This is a genomic window from Cystobacter fuscus (genome assembly GCF_002305875.1).
Taxonomy (GTDB): Bacteria; Myxococcota; Myxococcia; order Myxococcales; family Myxococcaceae; genus Cystobacter; species Cystobacter fuscus_A.
Map to the genome: position 1 here is coordinate 9,033,826 of NZ_CP022098.1, position 19,092 is coordinate 9,052,917.

At 67.7% G+C, this 19,092-nt stretch carries 17 protein-coding genes and 1 pseudogene; 9 read left to right on the forward strand and 9 right to left on the reverse strand.

All coding sequences use genetic code 11. From position 1 onward, the window contains the following. Window positions 1–206 precede the first annotated feature (206 nt). The 5 genes from CYFUS_RS36450 to CYFUS_RS36475 all read left to right on the forward strand — a co-directional run bounded on the left by CYFUS_RS36450 (window position 207) and on the right by CYFUS_RS36475 (window position 7,990). Window positions 207–848 carry a (2Fe-2S)-binding protein gene (locus tag CYFUS_RS36450; protein ID WP_198316261.1) on the forward strand — a complete coding sequence of 214 codons (642 nt, stop codon included), beginning with the start codon at window positions 207–209 and terminating at the stop codon, window positions 846–848. Beyond that, window positions 848–3,328, forward strand: coding sequence for a xanthine dehydrogenase family protein molybdopterin-binding subunit (locus CYFUS_RS36455; protein ID WP_232537009.1), 2,481 nt, complete (start codon window positions 848–850; stop codon window positions 3,326–3,328). Before CYFUS_RS36450 ends, CYFUS_RS36455 begins: the two co-directional genes overlap by 1 nt. Window positions 3,329–3,345: 17 nt before the next feature. Next, window positions 3,346–4,335, forward strand: a complete 990-nt coding sequence (locus CYFUS_RS36460; protein WP_095989401.1) for an FAD binding domain-containing protein — start codon at window positions 3,346–3,348, stop codon at window positions 4,333–4,335. A gap of 8 nt (window positions 4,336–4,343) precedes the next feature. Continuing rightward, window positions 4,344–4,601, forward strand: a complete 258-nt coding sequence (locus CYFUS_RS36465) for a hypothetical protein (RefSeq protein ID WP_020918040.1) — start codon at window positions 4,344–4,346, stop codon at window positions 4,599–4,601. Window positions 4,602–5,881: 1,280 nt separating this feature from the next. Continuing rightward, window positions 5,882–7,990, forward strand: coding sequence for a recombinase family protein (locus CYFUS_RS36475; RefSeq protein ID WP_095989403.1), 2,109 nt, complete (start codon window positions 5,882–5,884; stop codon window positions 7,988–7,990). Here the strand turns inward: CYFUS_RS36475 and CYFUS_RS53290 are convergent. Both CYFUS_RS53290 and CYFUS_RS36490 read right to left on the reverse strand, forming a co-directional pair. After that, a complete protein-coding gene (locus tag CYFUS_RS53290) occupies window positions 7,985–8,482 on the reverse strand; it encodes a transposase (RefSeq protein ID WP_232537010.1) in 498 nt (165 codons plus the stop codon). The two genes, CYFUS_RS36475 and CYFUS_RS53290, sit on opposite strands and share 6 nt — an antisense overlap. A gap of 746 nt (window positions 8,483–9,228) precedes the next feature. Further along, window positions 9,229–10,242 (reverse strand): hypothetical protein, encoded by a 1,014-nt coding sequence (locus CYFUS_RS36490; RefSeq protein WP_332468314.1) that lies wholly within the window; start codon window positions 10,240–10,242, stop codon window positions 9,229–9,231. A 694-nt stretch (window positions 10,243–10,936) separates the two neighbouring features. On the opposite strand from CYFUS_RS36490, the gene CYFUS_RS51980 reads away from it, so the two are divergent. Next, the gene (locus tag CYFUS_RS51980; RefSeq protein WP_198317011.1) at window positions 10,937–11,101 is read left to right on the forward strand and encodes a hypothetical protein; all 165 of its coding nucleotides are present in this window, start codon (window positions 10,937–10,939) and stop codon (window positions 11,099–11,101) included. 87 nt (window positions 11,102–11,188) lie between these two features. Here CYFUS_RS51980 and CYFUS_RS36505 read toward each other — a convergent pair whose 3' ends face one another. Both CYFUS_RS36505 and CYFUS_RS36510 read right to left on the reverse strand, forming a co-directional pair. After that, the gene (locus CYFUS_RS36505; RefSeq protein ID WP_095989406.1) at window positions 11,189–11,908 is read right to left on the reverse strand and encodes a hypothetical protein; all 720 of its coding nucleotides are present in this window, start codon (window positions 11,906–11,908) and stop codon (window positions 11,189–11,191) included. Window positions 11,909–11,985: 77 nt separating this feature from the next. Continuing rightward, entirely contained in the window at window positions 11,986–12,858 is an 873-nt protein-coding gene (locus CYFUS_RS36510) for a zinc-binding dehydrogenase (protein ID WP_095989407.1), read from the reverse strand. A gap of 173 nt (window positions 12,859–13,031) precedes the next feature. On the opposite strand from CYFUS_RS36510, the gene CYFUS_RS51985 reads away from it, so the two are divergent. Further along, window positions 13,032–13,208: a hypothetical protein gene (locus tag CYFUS_RS51985; protein WP_198316263.1), complete on the forward strand. Its 177-nt coding sequence runs from the start codon at window positions 13,032–13,034 to the stop codon at window positions 13,206–13,208. 887 nt (window positions 13,209–14,095) lie between these two features. Then, entirely contained in the window at window positions 14,096–14,251 is a 156-nt protein-coding gene (locus tag CYFUS_RS51235) for a hypothetical protein (protein ID WP_157758867.1), read from the forward strand. A 317-nt stretch (window positions 14,252–14,568) separates the two neighbouring features. On the opposite strand, the gene CYFUS_RS36525 is transcribed toward CYFUS_RS51235, so the two are convergent. Beyond that, a complete protein-coding gene (locus tag CYFUS_RS36525) occupies window positions 14,569–15,468 on the reverse strand; it encodes a LysR family transcriptional regulator (protein WP_095989409.1) in 900 nt (299 codons plus the stop codon). Between the two features lie 116 nt (window positions 15,469–15,584). Between CYFUS_RS36525 and CYFUS_RS36530 the strand changes: the two genes are divergently transcribed. After that, the gene (locus CYFUS_RS36530) at window positions 15,585–16,424 is read left to right on the forward strand and encodes a nitroreductase family protein (RefSeq protein WP_095989410.1); all 840 of its coding nucleotides are present in this window, start codon (window positions 15,585–15,587) and stop codon (window positions 16,422–16,424) included. A gap of 48 nt (window positions 16,425–16,472) precedes the next feature. Here CYFUS_RS36530 and CYFUS_RS36535 read toward each other — a convergent pair whose 3' ends face one another. The 4 genes and pseudogenes from CYFUS_RS36535 to CYFUS_RS51245 form a co-directional block, all read right to left on the reverse strand. Further along, on the reverse strand, window positions 16,473–17,117 hold the full coding sequence (locus tag CYFUS_RS36535) for a hypothetical protein (protein WP_157758868.1): 645 nt from the start codon (window positions 17,115–17,117) through the stop codon (window positions 16,473–16,475). A gap of 318 nt (window positions 17,118–17,435) precedes the next feature. Further along, window positions 17,436–17,687 (reverse strand): ATP-dependent helicase HrpA, encoded by a 252-nt coding sequence (locus CYFUS_RS51240; protein ID WP_157758869.1) that lies wholly within the window; start codon window positions 17,685–17,687, stop codon window positions 17,436–17,438. A gap of 59 nt (window positions 17,688–17,746) precedes the next feature. Beyond that, window positions 17,747–18,082: pseudogene (locus CYFUS_RS36545) on the reverse strand (IS5/IS1182 family transposase); the annotation flags it as partial. A 326-nt stretch (window positions 18,083–18,408) separates the two neighbouring features. Beyond that, window positions 18,409–19,053, reverse strand: coding sequence for a hypothetical protein (locus tag CYFUS_RS51245; protein WP_157758870.1), 645 nt, complete (start codon window positions 19,051–19,053; stop codon window positions 18,409–18,411). Window positions 19,054–19,092: the final 39 nt, after the last annotated feature.

A 19,092-nucleotide genomic window follows, 5' to 3' on the forward strand; every position in this document is an offset into this window, starting at 1 on the left:
TCCTGACAAGCACCCAACACAAACAGCAGCACGGGCGTGAACAGAGAACCGCTCCGGCGGACCTGGAGCATGGGCAGTCTTGAGGGGAATGAAAGACGTCGCATGTGACTGTCCTTAACATGACGTCCTTCACCCCAAGCGGTGATTCGCGCTGGGCCGCGCGTGAAGGACTCCGGTAGCGTCATCCGCGAGAGGAGCGTTCGACATTGGCCCCATCCGATGATGACTCCGACCCCAAGCCCACACTGCCCAGACTCAGCCGGCGGGATTTCTTCACCGGCGCGGGCGCGTCCGCGCTGACCGCCACGCTGGTCCAGTCCACCGCGCAGGCGGCCGCGTCCCCTCCACCAGTCCTGGGCCCCGAGCCCGCCTCGCTGTCCCTCACCGTCAATGGCCGCGCCGTGGCCGTCCAGGCCGATCCCGCCACGACCCTCGCCGAGGTGCTGCGCAATCACCTCGGCCTGACGGGAACGAAGATTGGCTGTGACCGCGGCGCCTGCTCGGCCTGCACGGTCTGGCTCGATGGCGAGGTCGCCGCGAGCTGCATGACGCTCGCCCTGGACGCCCGGGGCCGGAAGATCACCACCATCGAGGGACTCGCCCGGGGTGACGAGCTCCATCCGGTCCAGCGCGCCTTCGTGGAGAACGATGCGCTCCAGTGCGGGTTCTGCACGCCCGGCATGGTGATGAGCTGCGCCGCGCTGGTCGAGCGCAATCCGAAGTGCACGCTCGAGGATGTGAAGCAGGCGGTCAGCGGTCATCTGTGCCGGTGCGGCACCTATCCCAACGTCTTCAAGGCGACCCTCGCGGCGGCCCAGGCGGGTGGAAAGACAAAGGGGAACAGCTGATGCAAGACGTCAAGGACACCACGGGTACCCAGGGAGCTGGCTCCTCCGCCGAAGGACAGAAGGCCCCGCAGGCGGGTCCCCAGAAGGCGCCGCCGCCGAACCCGGGACCCTCGAGGCAGCAGGCGCTCTCGTATGGGATTGTCGGCCAGGGATTGAAGGAGGTCACCCGGCGGGTCCCCGAGGACGAGCCCCCTCCCCTCCCCGAGAACGCGAAGCTCAAGTCCATCGGCAAGCCTGTCTCCCGCCTGGATGGAATCGAGAAGGTCACCGGCAGGGCCCGCTATACCTTCGATGTCCAGCTTCCCGGCATGCTCTGGGGCAAGTGGGTCGTCTCGCCGCTGCCCCATGCGCGCATCAAGTCCATCGATACCTCGGCGGCCGAGCGCGCTCCGGGAGTCCGAGCCGTTCACGTCCTGGAGCTGCTGCTGTCCACCGCGCGGTTGCGTGACCCCAAGGCGGAAAAGGGCAATCGCTATCCCACGGTCCGCTACGCGGGCCAGCCCATCGCGGCGGTCGCGGCCGACAACCCCCGCGCCGCCGAGGCCGCGGCACGGCTGATCAAGGTGGAATACGAGCCCCAGGCCCACGTCACCGGCATTGAGGAGGCGATGAAGGAGAACGCACCTCGCGTCTACCCCGGCCCCACCGAGCAGCCGGCGACGGCGGGAGGCGGAGGAGCGCCTCCAGGCCTCCCCCAGAATGGCAACGTGCGAGGTCCCGACACGAAGCCCCGGGGCATGGGCCCGCGCGGGGATGTCGCCCAGGGGTTTCGCGAGTCCGACGTGGTGGTCGAAGCGGAATACCGCACGCAGGTGCAGACCCACGTGCCCATGGAGCCGCATGGACTCGTCGCCGATTGGCGGGACGAGGGTCTCACCCTCTACGCCTCCACCCAATACATTGGCAGCGTCCGGGACGAGGCGGCCGAGCACTTCGATCTGCCGAAGAGCAAGGTCCGGGTGATCAGCGACTTCACCGGCGGCGGCTTCGGCGCGAAGTATGGAATTGGCAACTTCGGGCTGCTCGCCATCCATCTATCGCGCAAGGCCCGGGCGCCGGTGCGGATGATCCTGGATCGCCGGGACGAACATGTCTCGGGTGGCAATCGTCCCAACAGCATTCAACGGCTCAAGCTCGGCGCGAAGCGTGACGGCACCCTCGTGGCGCTCCAGCTCCAGGCGTATGGCAGCGGAGGCGTGGCCGGAGGCGCGGGGGTCGGCTTCGCGCATGGCACCCTCTATGCCTGCCCGAACGTGCACGTGGAGCAGTACGACGTCTTCACCAACACGGGGCCCTGCGCCGCCTTCCGGGCGCCCGGTCAGGCCCAGGGCATGTTCGGCCTGGAGCAGGCCGTGGACGAGCTGGCGGAGAAGCTCGGGATGGATCCGCTCGCGCTCCGGGAGAAGATCGACATCTCCGGGACGGATGATTGTCTGGCCCGGGCACATGAGCGCCGCGTGGGCGCCGAGCGGTTCGGCTGGAACAAGCGGCGGCCCGCGGGCTCGGACAAGGGAGCCATCAAGCGGGGCATGGGAGTCGCCCAGTCCCAGTGGCTCTACCTCGTCCACCGGAACGCCGCGTGCGAGGTGCGGGTGATGGGCGATGGTTCCGTCGAGGCCTTCAGCAGCACGCAGGACATCGGGACGGGGACTCGCACCATCCTGGCCCAGGTGGTGGCGGAGGAGTTCGGCCTGCGCCCCGAGGAGGTGGGTTCCCATATCGGCGACTCCCGCTATCCAGGCGGGCCCGCCTCCGGTGGGAGCCGGGTCACCAGCTCCCTGACTCCCGCCGCCCGGAATGCCGCTTGGCGCTGTGCCCGTGATCTGGCCACACGCCTCGCCCCCGTTCTCGACACGAACGCGGATGACATCGTCTTCGCGGCGGGCAAGGTGATGGTGAAGGGCAAGCCCGCGTCGGCGATGCCGTTTCGCGAGGCGGTCAAGAAGGCCCGGTTCCAGGAGATCTCCCACCGCGCCGAGCGCCGGGACGACTACGAAGGGTACATGGCCGTGACCCCGGACATGAGCATCAGCCGGCATGGAATTGGGGGCGTCCAGTTCGCCGAGGTCGAGGTCGATACCGAGACGGGCATCGTCAAGGTGGTGCGGATGGTCGCGGTGCACGACTGCGGGCGTCCCATCAATCCCAAGCTCACCGAGAGCCAGATCTTCGGAGGGGTGATTCAAGGCGTGAGCTACGCCCTCTACGAGGAGCGGCACCTGGATGCCGCGAGCGGCCACCAACTCAACGCCAACGTCGATCAATACAAGATCGTCGGCTCGCGCGAGGTGCCGAGCATCGAGGTCATCCTGCTCGAGCAGCTCGGGGCGCAGTCCTCGACGGACGCGCGTGGAGTCGCCGAGCCCGCCAACGTGGCGACGGCGGCGGCGGTGGCCAATGCCTTCTACAACGCGACGGGCAAGCGCATCCGCACGCTCCCGATGACGCCCGCGAATGTGCTCGCGGCGCTGCGCGCCTGAATCGGACCGGAGGACGCATGCAGAGCTTCGAGTGGGTGGATGCTGAATCCGTGGAGCAGGCCGTGTCGCTGCTGGGTGAAGGCAGCGAGCGCGCGCCGGTCATGGCGAAGGCCGGTGGGATGGATCTGCTGGATCTGATGAAGGGCGGCGTGGTGTCCCCGCGCCGGGTGGTCAACCTCAAGACCATCAAGGGCCTGGACGGGGTGCGCTTCGACGCGAAACAGGGGCTGGAGCTCGGCACCCTGGTGACGCTGAGCCGGGTGTCGCGGGAGCCCGAGGTGCGCCGCCGCTTCGTGGCGCTCGCGGAAGCGGCGGAGCATGCCGCGACGCCGCAGGTCCGCAATGCCGCCACCCTGGGCGGCAACCTGCTCCAGCGGCCCCGCTGCTGGTACTTCCGCAACGAGTACTTCCACCAGGTGGAGGGCAACGAGGTCGAGCGGGTCCGCGAGGGGCAGAACCAGTACCACGCCATCTTCGACAATCAGCGCACGGTGATGGTGCACGCCTCCACCCCGGCCACGGCCCTGGTGGCCTATGGCGCCTCGGTCGAGTTGAGCGGACCCGGGGGCAAGACGCGCGTAGTGCCCGTGTCCGACTTCCTGCTGCCACCGGACATGAAGCGGCCAAGTGACACGGTCATCGCGCCGAACGAGGTGTTGACGCGCGTGCGCATCCCGGCACCGGGCGCGGGGACGAAGGCGGCGTACTACAAGCAGGGCGAGCGGGAGAGCTACGACTGGCCGATCTGCGACGTCGCGGTGGTGCTCCAGATGGATGGGCAGGTCGTCCGGCAGGCGGCCATCGCCCTGGGCTGGGTCGCGCCCACGCCCCGGCGGGCGGCGGAGGCGGAGAAGCTCCTCGTCGGGAAGAAGCTCGATGAGGAACTCGCTCGCCAGGCGGCGAAGGCGGCCGTGAGCGGCGCGACGCCCCTGTCGAAGAACGCCTACAAGGTGCCAATCCTCGAAGCGGTGATCCGAAGGACGGTGATCGCCGCGGCGAAGGCATGAGAGAGCCCATGGACTCGAACACCGAGCAGAAACCCCCGCGCGTCTGCCGGCGTGTGCGCTCGAAGGGAACGCCGGGCGTGCGCTACGACGCGGCGGTGGAGTGGGAGACGGGCTTCGTGTCGACCGCGACGTTCTGGTGCGTCTCGACGGGAGAGTGCGTGGGGCCCGATGACGACCTGGTCCATCCGCATGCCTGCGGAGAGGGGCGCGTCTGCTTCCGTCCCCCCACGGACGAGTCGGCGGAGGAGGCTCGAATCCTGGAGTGAACTTGGGAACCGTTCACCGCCCAGGCTTGGTTGAGGAGGGGGCGGGAAGGGCGTGACCAACATTCCGGGCGGTTGCGAGGTAAAGGCGCGATTCTGCTGGGAATTTCGCACCGCCCGGCGCGGGTTCGAATCACGCCGCCTCCACTAGAAGTTGCCCGCCGCCTTAGCTCACCTTCCCACGGACCGGGTGCTCGCCTCGTCGTTCGGTGATAGCCACCGGCCCGAGGAATGGACGCGGAAGGTCGGCGAACGCCAGGAGCGTGGGGTTCACGCTCTTCTGCCTGGGGATGCTGACCCTGCTCATCGCGGGGCAAGGGTTATGCCTGCCGTTGGCCGGAATCACGGCGTTCCTGGCCTTGCTTATCCGTGCTGGGCCTCACCAGGCCGTGAGCGGTCAAGTCGCGCTGGCACCGCCGCGGGCACCGGCGCGCCGGATGAGGTCGCGGAAGGCGCTCATCGCCGGGTCGGTGTGGGTGCGCTCGTGCCACCACAGGTTGATGGTGAGGGTGAGCGGCGGCACCGGGCTCTGCACGGTGCGCAGGCCAAGGCGCGGGCCGAGGCGGGTTGTGTGCCGGGCCAGAGGAGACGCGGTGCAGCCCCATGGGGCACACGCCGGCCCAGAGGCCCCCTCCAGGGGGCGGCCACAGGGGTGTGGGCGTCTTTGGCAGCGTGACGGCTCGAGGCTCAACACCACGTGTGCTGGGGTGGCCCCCGCGCTGCGGCCAGCGCAAGCAGGCCGCGTGGGCAGTGACAGGTGCTCCACAATGGCGCGCACGGCGTTGGGTGCCGTCAGGACGGCATCGACACACTGCCACGGGTCCGCCACCCTTATTTGAGCACGTGGCCGTAACGCTGCCGGTCCACCCCCTCAAGGGCGTGATGCTGCCGGTCGCCCGGTTCATCCGCAGCCAGGACGGTCGGCGCTACGTCGACGTGGAGTACCCTCCCGGCCGGTACATGCGACTGCCGCTCGAGTGGACGGACCGCTCCCCACCCCTCGTTCCGCCGAGCGTCGGTGGTCGCGCAGTCCGCCTCTCCGTCCCCGTTCTGCTCAAGCTTGCCAGCGCAGTGCAGGTGGCGCTCGGTCGCCCCCAGGGCTCATCAACCGCGCCCCTGTCCCACGGTGGACCTACGTTGACACATGCCAACGTGTCCACCCCAGAAATCCGGCCCGCCGTGGTCGGCACTGCCCGTGGCGGCAAGGCAGCAACTGCTCGGCACGTGGGCCGCCCTGCTGCACAAGGCGCTGCGCGCCGAAACCGTAGACGCGGAGGAAGGCGATGAACGACAAGGTTCGAGCCACGCATCTGGAGCGTCGAGCGGTGGTGTATCTGCGCCAGTCCACGCTCAGTCAGGTCCATGAGCATCGTGAGTCCACGGCCCGTCAGTACGCCCTGCGCCAGCGTGCTCTGGAGCTGGGCTGGCCGCCCGAGCGCATTGAGATAATCGATGAAGACATGGGCCAGAGCGGTACGAGCGCGGACTGGCGGGCGGGCTTCCAGCGCATGGCCGAGGAGGTCGCGCACGGACGCGTCGGCGCCATCTTCTCGCTGGAAGTCTCTCGCCTGGCGCGCTCCTCGGCGGACTGGCACCGGCTGCTGGACTTGTGCGGCCTGGCCGACGTGGTGCTGGTCGATGAACAGGCCGTCTACACTCCGCGCGACTACAATGACCGGCTGCTGCTGGGCCTCAAGGGCACCATGAGCGAAGCCGAGTTGTACTGGATGCGTTTGCGCTTGCAGGGCGGCAAGCTGTCCAAGGCACGGCGTGGTGCCCTCCACATCACGCCGCCCGTGGGCTATGAGTGGGAGGAGACAACGAGCCGGTTTCGCTTCGACCCCGACGAAGGGGTGCAGCGAGCCGTGCGCCTTGTTTTCGAGCGCTTTCGCCTGGAGGGCAGCGCCTATGCCGTGCTGCGCTACTTCATGAAGAACGGGTTGAAGCTGCCCGTGCGAGAGCCGGGCACGCACCAATTGCACCCGGAGCCACCGCGCTACACCCTGCTGCTCTCCATGCTCCACAACCCCACCTACGCCGGTGCCTATGTCTTCGGGCGCAATGAGAGGCACATGGCGCTGGTGGACGGACAGTTGCGGCGCCAGCGCCGTACGCGTTTGCCGCGGGAAGCATGGAAGGTATGCCTGAAGAACCACCACCCGGCCTACATCAGCTGGGAGGAATACGAAGCCAACCAGAAGAGGCTCGCTACCAACCATCCCAGCTACCAGCAGCCGGACCAACGCGGTGCTGCCCGCGAAGGGAGCGCTCTGTTGCAGGGGCTGGTGCTCTGTGGCCGGTGCGGTCACCGGATGCAGACGGCCTACCGGGAGTCCGGGCATCCGTACTACGAGTGCCGCCGCATCACCGACAAGGGCATGTGCTGGACGGTGTCGGCCGCAGGCATTGACGAGGCAGTCGCCCGACTCTTTCTGGAGACAGTCCAGCCTCCGGAGATTGAGCTGGGCCTGGCCATCACCCGGGAGGTGGAACGGCAGGCCCAGGAGGTAGGGCGTCAGTGGAAGCTGCGGCTGGAGCGGGCGCACTACGAGGCGCAACTGGCCGAGCGCCGTTACAAGGCGGTGGACCCGGACAACCGCGTGGTGGCCCGCACGCTGGAGCGTGAGTGGAACGAGAAGCTGGGCGAGTTGGAGGTGCTCGAGCGCGAGCACCAGCAGGTACTGCGGCGCGAGAAGGTGGAACTCACGAGCCAGGACAGAGCACGCCTGCTCGAACTGGCCAAGGACTTGTCGTACGTCTGGCACGCACGGAGCACGACGAATGCCGAGCGCAAGAACCTGCTGCGGATTCTGGTGCGAGAGGTGGCGCTCAGCCCTGTGGAAGTCCCGGAGCGCGGGATTCACATCCAGGTGCTATGGCAGACCGGTGCGTGCAGCGACCTGACCATTGCACGCCGCCCTTCCTACACGAGGGCTACCTCGCCCGAGACCATCAAGCTCATTGGCACACTGGTGGAGCAGAAGAGGACCGATAGGGAGATAGCGGCTGAGCTGAACCGAAGGGGGCTGCTCTCCGGAGTCAAGCGCGCCTGGGACAAGCAAGCGGTGCGCTGGGTGCGCAGGCGCTACGGCATCCACCGCCAGCCGGTGGGACGACGGCGAGGACGGCCTCGACAGCCGGAGCGCCGGGCTGACGGCCTGTACTCAACGCACGGTGTCGCCGCACTGCTGGATGTTACTGAGACAATGGTGCGCACCTGGGTCGAGAAGGGCTGGCTGCGATGTGTCGAGGGCGGCGGTCCGGGCACTCCTCGGTGGTACAAGCTCGATCGCTCGACACTCAAGCGGCTGAGGGCCGCCAAGGCCCAGGGAAATGGCTCCAGCGGACGCGGAGCTGCTCAAATAAGTGTGGAGGAAGGTGGGGCATTATGAGGAGGCCATCAGGTATGCCAATACCCGGCGCTTGCCTCCACACCCGGCACAGGTGAAGACGTCCACGCCGAACGTCCTCAGCAGTTGCGCCTGGTCCACTCGCGGCGTCCTCTTCTTCTTCGGCTCCTTGCTGAGCGCTGCCTCAGGTTCCTCGCTCGCCCCCTCCTCTCCTGCTTGGGGGACCAGAAATGGCCGCAGTTTCGAGCCTGGAGCGAAGACGCCGTGGAACCTCGTGAGGTTTGCCCGAGGCGGAGGCACCAGGGATGCCAGGCGACGCAGCAACTCCAACCCGGTGAAGAGCAGGTGCGTGGTGCCGTCCGGCAGCGGGCGCTTCATCCGATAAGCGATGCGGCCGTCCTCCGCTCGTGACAAACGCTCCAGCGCCAACGCTCCGCGTGCTCCATAGCGGCACAGCCGCTCCAGCCCCTGCCTGTCGTTGGCGTGAACACGGCCGCCCGGCCGCGTGCGACCCCCTGGTGCCCTTCTCTTCACGGCCGCCCCCTCCGCCTGACTGCTAGGTTCGCGCCCCGCCCACATGGATGCCCCCTCGAACGCGCCACCCCCAAGCAGCCTGCCGAGCATGCCGTCACGGCGCGCGGCCGTCCTATTCACCCTCTGCTCGGGCGGCGCGGTCCTCATTGGCTGCGGAGTGGCCGCCGCGCACGCCGTCCCCCCTGCCCTCTGGGCGCGCAACGCCGGCGCCTGGATCCTCGGGGCGCTCCTGGCCACCGTGCTCGCTCGGACCGCCACGCCGCGCATGGCACGCGTCTGCCTGCTCCTGGTCCCGGCCGCCATCGCGGCCACCTTTCTCGATGGGGGGCTCTCGGGCGTCCACCGCTGGATCCGCCTGGGCCCCGTGCGGCTCAACGCCGCCGAGCTGCTCCTGCCCGTGGGCCTCGTCGCCTGGTCGAGCCTCGCCCCCCGACGGTTCCCGTTCGCGCTCACCGTGCCCGGGATCGGGCTCGTCCTGGCGCTCCAGCCGGATGCCTCGCAAGCCGTGGCACTGGCGGGCGCCGTCCTCGCGATCCAGCTTGCTCAACGTCCACAAGGGGCGCTCGGGTGGGTGGGCGTGGCGGTCTCCACGGCGGCGGCCCTGATCGCACTCTTCCGGCCGGATCCCCTGCTGCCCGTGCCCGAGGTCGAGGGCATCCTCGGCCTCGCCCGGGACACCTCTCCGCTCCTGGCGCTGCTGGCCGTGCTCACCCTCGCGGGAGCCGTCCTGTCGCCCCTGGTCGCCGTCAAAGGCCCCTTGCCCGCCGCGGCGATGGGCCTCGCCGTCTACCTCGCGCTCTCGGCGCTGGCGCCCGGACTCGGGGCCTTCCCCGTTCCCCTCGTGGGCATGGGGGCCAGTCCCATCCTCGGTGCGTGGTGCGGCCTGGGGCTCCTCGTGGGCCTGGGCCGCCCACGGCGGAGCTGATCAAGCACTCCGCGAACTCCGCCAACCCGTCAGCAACTCCCGGAGGGTCTCCGGCGTGTTGCGCGCGGGCTCGTCCAGCACCTGTTCCACGAGGAAGCGCGTCGCCTCCCCCACCATCGGCGAGGGCCCCACGCCGAGCGCCGACATGATTGCTCCGCCGTTGAGCGCCAGGTCCTTCGCCGTCAGCGGCGGCTTCGTGGCGGCCAGGGCACGCAGCCACCGAGAGCAATGCCTCCAGTTGGGCGAGCCCCACCTTGGACAGCAGGCGGCGCAGCGCTTGATCCGGCGCGCCCACCAGGGACTCCACGGCCGCGTGGGTCACCAGCAGGCGGATGCGCTCGATGACCTTGGCGGGGAACTTGAGCCGGGTGCCGATCTCCTCGGCGCGCGCGGGCTCGACGAGGTCCGCGAGCAGCGCGGCCAACCGAAGCTCCACCTCGGCGGGCGCGGCGGCGGCGGCCTCCCGAGCCCGGCGGGCGGCCTCGGGCTCGGCCTCGGCGACCTCGGGCAGGAACACCCCGAGCAGCCCCGTGTCCGCGAGCAGCTCGAGCCCGAACACGGCCTTGCGCGACAGGAGCAGCTTCACGAACTCGTCCCGCACGCGCTCCAGGGCCACCTTCTGGAAGATGGGCAGCGTGGGACGAATCGCCGCCTGGGTGTCCGGATCGAGCGAGAAGTCGAGCACCGCGGCGAAGCGCACCGCGCGCAGGGGGCGCAAGCCGTCCTCGGAGAAGCGCGCCGTGGCCGAGCCCACGCAGCGGATGAGCCGCCGCTCCAGGTCCTCCTGTCCGCCGAACGGATCCACGAAGTCCTGGCCCACCGGATCCCACGCCATCGCGTTGACGGTGAAGTCGTTCTACATCGGGGACGTCGGATGAACCGCAGCGTCGCGTTTGCACGGTTTCCTCGTCGCTGAGCGTGTACCAGTGCCGCTCGAAGGCCCTCAGGTGCCGCGCGCTCCCCGCCCATGTGTCGCCATGACGCCTATTACTTATCCCCCTGAGGTAAAGGCCTGCATCAAGCGTATAGGCGGGATAGAGGCCATGTAGAGGATGAGGGCTGGAGCGCAGGAGCCGAGGAGGGCCGCTGACGGGGCCGCCCGAGCAGTACGCCAGGCGGGTGGAGAAGCCGCGCAGCCCCTTGGGATACACACGTCGGCCCAGGCCGCCTTCCCATGAGGTGCGCGGCAGGCGATTGGCTCTCTTGGCTGGGGCCGCTTGAGCCTCAACACCACGCGCTCTGGGGGGGCCTCGCGCCGGGGCCAGCCTCGCACCTGCCGGGGCCAGGCCCAAGTGCGCCAGCATCGCTCGCACTCCACCCCCTCCCTTCACGTCCGCCAGCTCCCGCCGCCTGCCTCCACACCTCACGCAGACGAACACCTCGACGTCGAACGTCCTCTTGAGCCACTCTGCCCACTCCACTCGCGGCGTCTTCTCCTTCCTCGGTTCCTTCCTGGCCGCTACCTCAAGCCTCGCGCTCGCCTCCTCCACAACCACAGCGCGACGCTGCTCTACTCGGGCAAGGTGCTGGTGGCCGGTGCCGCCCTCGCCAGCGGCGCCGAGCTGTATGACCCGGACACCAACACGTGGACCCTGCTCCCGGATGCACAGGTGCCCGCCAGCACGGCCGCGACCCTGCTGCACACCGGCCAGGTGCTGCTCACGGGCGACACGACCTCGCGCTACACGCCCTGAGAGGGCTCGTCACGAATGGACCGAGGGCCCGCCTCATGAGCAGCGGGGCGGACCTCCCACTCGGGAGGCGTACCAGGGCTCCGGGGCTCAGGAGTAACCCGGGACCTCGGACTCGGCCAGTCCCGCGAGCCGAAACGCGAACGAATGCGCCACCGCGGGCGGGAACCGCTCCAGGAGGAAGGGCACCAGCCTGCGTGCGAAGTCCTCCTGCTCCTTCCGGGCCGCGAGGACCGCGAGCGTGAGCGCCTGGAGCGGGAGCCGCCATTCACGGCGGACCGTGTCCTCGTCCAGCTCTTCTTCATCTTCACGCAGGACCAGCCACGGCGCCGCCCAGCTGGCGCGCACCTGGGGGTGGCCGATCCAGAACCCCTCGAACCGCTGGCGCGCGGCGTTCTCCCAGTGCTCCAGGTTCCGCAGATCGCCGCAGCACCGGGGCTTCAGCACCACGTGCTCGTCCTCGAGCAGCGCCTGGCCTCCCATCATCGCGGAGACACTGTCGACGCGGGGCTCCGCGCCCGTGGCGTCCAGGGACTTCAGCGACACCCGGAGCAGTTGGCGCAGGACGTGAGGGTCGGTGAGCCGCGAGGTCGGAACGAGCCAGCTCTCCGGGACGAGCGGCTCCAGCTGGATGCCCGCGTCCGCGAGACGCTCCGCCCAGGAGCGCTCGTCCCCGGGCCCGTCCTCGTCCGAGACTTCGGGCAGAGGCCGATCCAGACGGGCATAGGGCCCCGGCTCGAACTCGACGACGGGCACCAGGCGGAGCTTGCTGGACAGCGTAAGGGTCTCGCGGGGACGTGAACGCGGCATGGCGCTCAGCGTAACAGGCGAGCCCCCCGCGGGAGGAAGGCCCCGGCGCCACGAAGCAGCCGGGGCCCGCGCTCGGCTCACGAAATCTTGAGCACCGAGCGGAAGCGCACGTCCGCCTTCATCATGCGCGCATAGGCCTCGGTGGCCTGCTCCAGCGGGAAGAGCTCGATGAGGGGCTCGACGCCCGTGAGCACGCTGAAGCGCACGGTCGCGTCGATGTCGCGCGCGCCCTCCTCGGCCACCCAGCCCCGCACCGAGAGCCGGCTCAGCAGCTGCACCGGCGACAGCTCCATCTTCTCGCCCGAGCCCGCGACGATGACCACCTCGCCATCCATGGCGAGGCCGCCCACCACCGCGGCAATCGCCTTGGCGTTGGGCGCCGTCGCGATGACCACCTTCGCGCCGCCCAGGGCCTTGAGCGCCTGGCCCACGTCCTGGGTCTCGGTGTCGATGTAGTTCGTGGGCCCCAGCTGGCGCGCGAGCGCCTCCTTCTGACGGCCGCGCGAGATGGCCACGGTGCGGAAGCCCGCCCTGCGCGCGTACTGGATGGCCAGGTGCCCCAGCCCGCCGATGCCCTGGATGGCCACGACATCGCCCATCCGTGCCTTGCTCTGCCGCAGCGCCGTGAAGGTGGTGACGCCGGCGCACATGAGCGGCGCGGCCTGCACGGCGCTGAGCCCCTCGGGAATCACCACGAGCGCGTCCGTGAAGGCCGCCATGTACTCCGCGTAGCCTCCGTCCACCGTGAGGCCCGTCACCTGCCCGTGGCCTCCGCCCCAACCCACGCCGACCCGCTGGCCCACCGCCCAGCCGCTCACCTCGGGCCCGAGCTTCTCGATGACGCCGATGACCTCGTGGCCGGGGATGCGCGGGTACTGCACGCCGGGCCAATGGCCTTCAATGGCCACGTTCTCTCCATGGCACACGCCGCACGCCTCGACGCGCAGCAACCGACTTCCTCGCCGAGCTGGCCTCGCTGCACCACCGCCACGCCGCCGGCTTCGCCCCGGAGCTCCCCCTGCGCGAGCTGTACGAGGACTCGCCGGAGATCGCCTCCCCCGAGGCCTTCGCCGCCGCCACCGAGGCCGTCCCCAAGGCCCAGGCCAAGGGAGACACGCTCGGCGTGCGCCGCCTGCGGCTGCTGCGCGACTTCATCGCCACCCAGGTGGAGGAGGCCCTCGCCGCCGAGGACGCCGAGGCCGTGGCCCGGCTCGAGGCCAGCGCCCGCCTCTCCGTGGACGACCAGGTGCTCTCCTTCGGCGAGGCGCTCGGGCGTATAGGCGGGATAGAGGCCATGTAGAGGGTGAGGGCTGGAGCGGAGGAGCCGAGGAGGGCCGCTGACGGGGCCAGAAAGGCCGCGCGCCGCGCCGGTAACTCGTTGGATGTGAAATCATCAGCCCTCCACAAGAGGGCCGGGGTGGGGTCTGTCTTGTCCGCATGACGGGCAGGAGGATGCTGTTGTGGGAGGGCATCCAGCATCGGGGGGCCTGCGAGGTGCGCTGTGTCGCATGCTCCCGTTGGGGTGTGAAGCACGTCACTGCGCCCAAGCGGTTCACGTGGCAACGTGGCCTCTCACGAAGCCAAAGGGCACCCTCAGGTTGACGGCTGCCATTACCCTTCAATCCCCCCACAGCCGACTGGCGTGCAGATTGTCCTCTTCTTTCAATCACTGACGGAATGGATTTCCTCTTGCGAAATATTCTATGTCTGTCCCTCACGTGCCTATCCACCCAGCCGCACACTAGACGTGGGCCTGTTCCCGGAATCCCGGGCTGAGCAAACACATAACAATCGGATACAGTCATGCCATCCTCACCAAGAACCGGGGTGGAGGCCGTTGCGCGGCTGGCCATGGCCTCGGCGCTGCTGTGGCTTGCTTGCGATGAAGTGCCACGTAGCGGGGACGAATCGTTGCATCGGGAGAGACTCGAGTCCAAGGCCCTCCAGGCCATGTCCGGTGGGCAGTGGAGTTTCACTGGCCCTTTGTCCACGGCGTCGGGGGGCGTCGTCCAGACCTGCGATGGAGTCCGCTCGAGCGACACCCTCGATGGCGAGGCCGTGGTCACCGAGGGGACGAGGACGGACCTAGTCCTCACCTACAACGACTGCGCCATCGGTTATGAGCTCCCGCTGGCGGGCAACAGCGCCAGCGCCAAACCCCAGTCCTGTGGAGGCGGGCTGCTGCGCGTGGATGTGACGGACGGCTCCCTGTCCCTCGACAATGGCAAGCTGCACCAGGTCGAGCACGGCTCGTTCACGGCCTTTGGCAAGACGTGCGTCTACAACACCGATGCCTATCTGACCCGCGTGGAATCCAGCCCCACTCCCAGCCCCCCTCCCTGAGCGGGACAGCTCGCGCGCTCGATGCTGATGGGTCCGCTCGGGGGGACGTGGCCGCCCTGGGCCTGACGCTCGACCCTCGTGGTCCAGGCCGTGCGCGGCCATTCCATCGTGTCCTGGCACCCGTTGCCCTCGCGGGCCGCGTGCCGCGCCTCCTGCACGCGGCACCGCGGGGCGAGAGCGCGAACCCGGCGGTGCAGAACGCACAGCCGAATCGAGCCTTGAATTGACAACCCACGCGGGGTGGTGAGGCTGCCGGATTGTGTCCGCAGCCCGCCTCGCCCCCTCTGCTTCAGACCCATGCGCTTGAACCCGGGGAGCTACGCAAGCTCGCGGGCGAGCCGCTCCACCAGCCAGTCGATGAACACTCGCACGCGCTTGTTGCGCTTGCGCGCCTGCGGGTAGAGCACCGACACCGGCGCGGTATGGGTTTCCCAATCCCGCAGCACCGGCACGAGTACGCCTTGTTCGAGGTGCGCGCGCACCGTCGAGCCGTAGGCCTGGCCCACCCCCAGTCCCGCGAGAATCATACTGAGATGGCCCGTGCTGTCATTCGACATCACGTCGGCAGTCTCGAACTCGTACAGCGCGTCGCCCCGCCGGAAAACCAGCGGCACCCTCTCGCCTGTAAGCGCCGAGAAGTAGCCCACCAGTTCGTGCCCGGTCTTGAGCGCGGGTGGATCGGCCGGCGTGCCCTTGCGCGACAGGTAGGCCGGGCTGGCGCAGGTGATCAACCGGTCCTCGAAGATGACCCGCGCGATCAACGAGGCATCGGCGATCTTGCCCAGGCGGATGACGCAGTCCGCCGCCTCCTCCACCAGGCTGATGGGCCGATCGCTGACGCCCACCATCAACTGGATGTGCGGGTGAAGTGCCCGGAACTCGCCCAGGAGGGGAATCAGATGTGCGTTCGCCATCGACGAGTGCACATCCACACGCACTCGACCGCGGAGGCCCGAGCCCCGCTCCCGCACCTCGGCGTCCACCTCGCTCAGGCGCAGCAGGATCGGGCTGACCTGCTGGTAGTACTCGCTGCCCTCGCCCGTGAGTTTCACGACCCGCGTGGAGCGGCTCAACAGCTTGACCCCCAGGTGGCCTTCGAGTTCCGACAACAACTTGCTCGCACTGGACTTCGGCATGCCGAGTTGCGCCGCCGCGCGTGTCAGCGAACCGGTCTCGACGACGCGCAGGAACAAACGAATGGCGGCGAACTGATCCATGGTGCGAGCATACCCGTTCATTGTTCCCCACCAGGAACAATGACTTCACGAAATCACCTCTTCACCCAAGTGACAACGCTCTTATCGTTCATGGACATGAACCCTGGAGCACATCAATGAACGCACCGAACACCAGCGAGAAGCTGCTCGACCTCCGGTACGGCGAGCAGGACAAGCCGCGGAACATGCGGTGGAACAGCACCATCGAGGCGCTGCTCGAGCACCGCAGCGTTCGCAACTACCTGCCCGAGCCGCTCCCCGAGGGAGCGATCGAGGCCATGGTGGCGGCGGCGCAATCCGCGTCCAATTCTTCCAACCTGCACCAGTGGAGCGTGGTCGTCGTCACCGATGTGGCACTCAAGGCGCGCATTGCTGAATGTTCGCGAACCAGCGGCTCCGGCAACCCCTACATCGAAAAAGCCCCCGCGCTCCTGCTGTGGGTGGCCGACCTCTCACGCAACAATAGGATTGCCACCGCCGACGGCCAGTCCGCCGTGGTTCACGAGTACCTCGACGCCCTGATCATGAGCACCATCGACACCGCGCTCGCGGCGCAGAACGCCACGATCGCGGCCGAATCCCTCGGCCTGGGCGTGTGCTACCTGGGCGCGATGCGCAACAACGCGCAGGCCGTTGCCGAGTTGATCGGACTGCCCAGATTCAGTGTCGTCGTCTTCGGTTTGCTGGTGGGCGTCCCCGATCCCTCGGTGCCCACCCGCATCCGCCCCCGCCCGAGCCAGGCGGTCGTCCTGCATCACAACCGCTATGACGTCGAACGCTCCCTGCGAGAACTCGCCAGCTATGAGCCGGCCTTCGCGGCCTTTCGCGCGGAGCTCGGAATGAACCAGAAGACCTGGAAGGACGCGGCAAGACTCTCGGCGGTCGACATGGCCTACATGGACGGCCGGGAGAATCTGCGCGGCACGGTGGAACAGGCAGGCTTCAAACTGCGCTGAGGGATGTGGTGAAGCGCCCCAGTCGCCGCCAGCCGTCCTCGCGCCAGCTCAGGGGGAGTCGAGGCCGTTCACTTCCCGCACGACGCGCATCACCACGTCCTCGTAGCTCGCGCGCTCGATCCGCACGGTGAAGCCGCTCGCCAGACATTCGATGGTGTCATCGCGGATGATGAGGAAGTAGTGCTTCAGCGTCTGCCACCGGGCGGCGTCGTACATCGAGTGCACGGAGTTGATCCGCCTCGCCTCCTCGGCCCACGTGGAGTGGATGACGAGGTTCGCCCCGCACTCGTCCAGCCCCTTGCCGTGGAGCCGGTGGCCATGCGTCACCTCGGAGTTGGGTGTGCCCGCCTGGACACGCATGACGCCGTCGAAGTGCACCACGACGACCGGCAGGGGCAAGGAATCGCCGTTCTCGTCCTCCTCGCCCGTGGGCCGGTGCAGGTAGACCAGCGCGACGCCCAGGGGCCCATACAGCACGCACGGCGAGGGCGAGGCCGCCTCCCAGGGGGGAAATCCCTCGCACGGGATGGCGTGTTCCTCGCCCCGCGCCGCGGCCAGGGCCCGCTCGGCCCGCCGCGTGCGCTCGAAGGCCGCATCGAGCGCGTCGAGCGAGCCCGTGGACCCTTGCAGCACACGCTCCTCGTCGCGTGCCCGGGCGAGTTCGGCTTCCAAGGCTTCAAGCTCAGGTGCCATCGCGGCACTCTATCTGGAACGGGCGCGCCACCCGGCCCCCTACTCCGGAATGTCCGCGAGGCTCCGGGGCTCCACCCGCGGCTGGGCGTTCATCTCGTGCCGGTAGCGCGAGGAGGCGTATAGGCGGGATAGAAGCCATGTTGAGGGTGAGGGCTGGAGCGGAGGAGCCGAGGAGGGCCGCTGACGGGGCCAGCAAGGCCGCGCGCCGCGCCGGTACACGGGACGGTACAACCCCTTGGGGCACACCCCTGCCCTGGCCGCCCTCGCTTGAGGAGAGAGGCAGGGAGTTGGGGCGTATTGACAGCGGCTGCGCCAGGTTCAGCACCACGCCTGCTGGGGTGGTCCCCGGGCCGGGGCCCACTTCAGAGCCTGCGTGGGAAGTCCCAGGTGCTCCAATATCGAGCGCACCCCTGCCGGGGCCGTCACATACGCCAGCACCTTTCGCCTGCCTCCACAGCGGGCGCAGGCGAACACGTCCAGCGCGAACGTCCTCTTGAGCAACTCGGCCCAGTCTACTCGCGGCGTCTTCTCCTTCATCGGCTCCGTGCTGGCCGCTGCCTGGGGCGCCACTCTCCTCTCCTCCGCTCCGGCTTGGGGGACCAGAAATGGCCGCAGTTGCGCGCCTGGAGACCCTGTGAGAAGGCAGGGGCGTCGCCTGGCTGTGCCAGTGTGGCGAGCACCATCTGCCAGCAGCTGTCTGTTGCCGAGAGGCGTACCGCCTCCGCATCCGACACCTGGAGGTAGCCTTGCAGCAGCACGGCCATACACAGCAGGGCGGGCGGTTGAGGCTCATCTCCCTGTCCACTGCTGCGATACATCGCCTCGAGTTCCTCCTGGAATTTCTCGTCGAAAATCTCGTGGCGATGCTCTCGCAAAAACACGAACAGCTTGCGGCTCTTGCCCACCAGCCGCAGCAGTCGCGTCTCCCGCTCATTGCACTTCACTTCGGGGGTCCAGCGCTCCATGGCGTTCCTCCATCGACCTTCGCGGAACGCAGAGCACGCCACCCACTCTCTTGTCGATCCGTCCATACAACTGGACCATCCACTCGGCTGGACTCCATCGGGCTTTTCAGCCTGATCGGCGCTCTAGGGATCAGAACGGAGTGGCCCTCCCCCAAACTACGCAGCAGTTTCTTCGTTGGGCCGCGAGTCTACGGGGTTGAAAGACTCTACTGTGGCAGGGAACGCCGATAGGGCGCCATCATTAGGCTTGGCTTGGATGCTGGCTTCTCGTCCTCTCCATGGCTGCGGCTGATGCAGCCAGAGGCATTGCGTCGAGAATCTAGAGGTTACCGATTCTCAATCCACTGCCGCATCCAGGCCGGACTCAATCCGAGGTATTCTAGCCATCTAAGAGTATCTTTGGGGCCGATAAGCCGGTCTCCTGTGCGACTGTCGTGAATTTTTGTTACAAAAATCTGAGCCTTCGATGCCAGTTGTGGATTGGTTGAGTCTGCAAGCAAATATGCGGCCATGATGAGTTTGTCCGCGTTCTTGCTTGAGGGTTGTGCGCGAATCATCAGGCCGCAGAGGGATGCCTCAAAATCATTAAATTTGATTCTTCCTGCGAGGTAAAGATCTGTAATGGCAGAAGGTGTTATGCCGCTTTTTCTGCCAGATAAATATGTGCTGTCGCTAATTTTTGAGTATTCTTTGTTTTTGATGAAACTTCGGATTATGTCTTCTGGAGGAGGTAGGTAGCGAATGGTCTGGCGCCACTCCTTTTCCCAGGAATCTAGCTTGAGGTGTTTGGAAATTGCTCTGGCGGTGAGCGCTTGTATTGCCGGTAGATAGCCAAGAGAATCGTTGGACAAGGGGAAGAAAGATGGGAAGGGCCAGATTAGCTTGTCTTGGTATACTTGCCTGCCATGAGCGATCGAGTTTCGAATGTCGATTAGGTTCTCCACTAGTCCCTGTGATTTAATATTCAGCATTCCCAAGTGTTCTAGAACACCGACCGATTTGATTTTTTA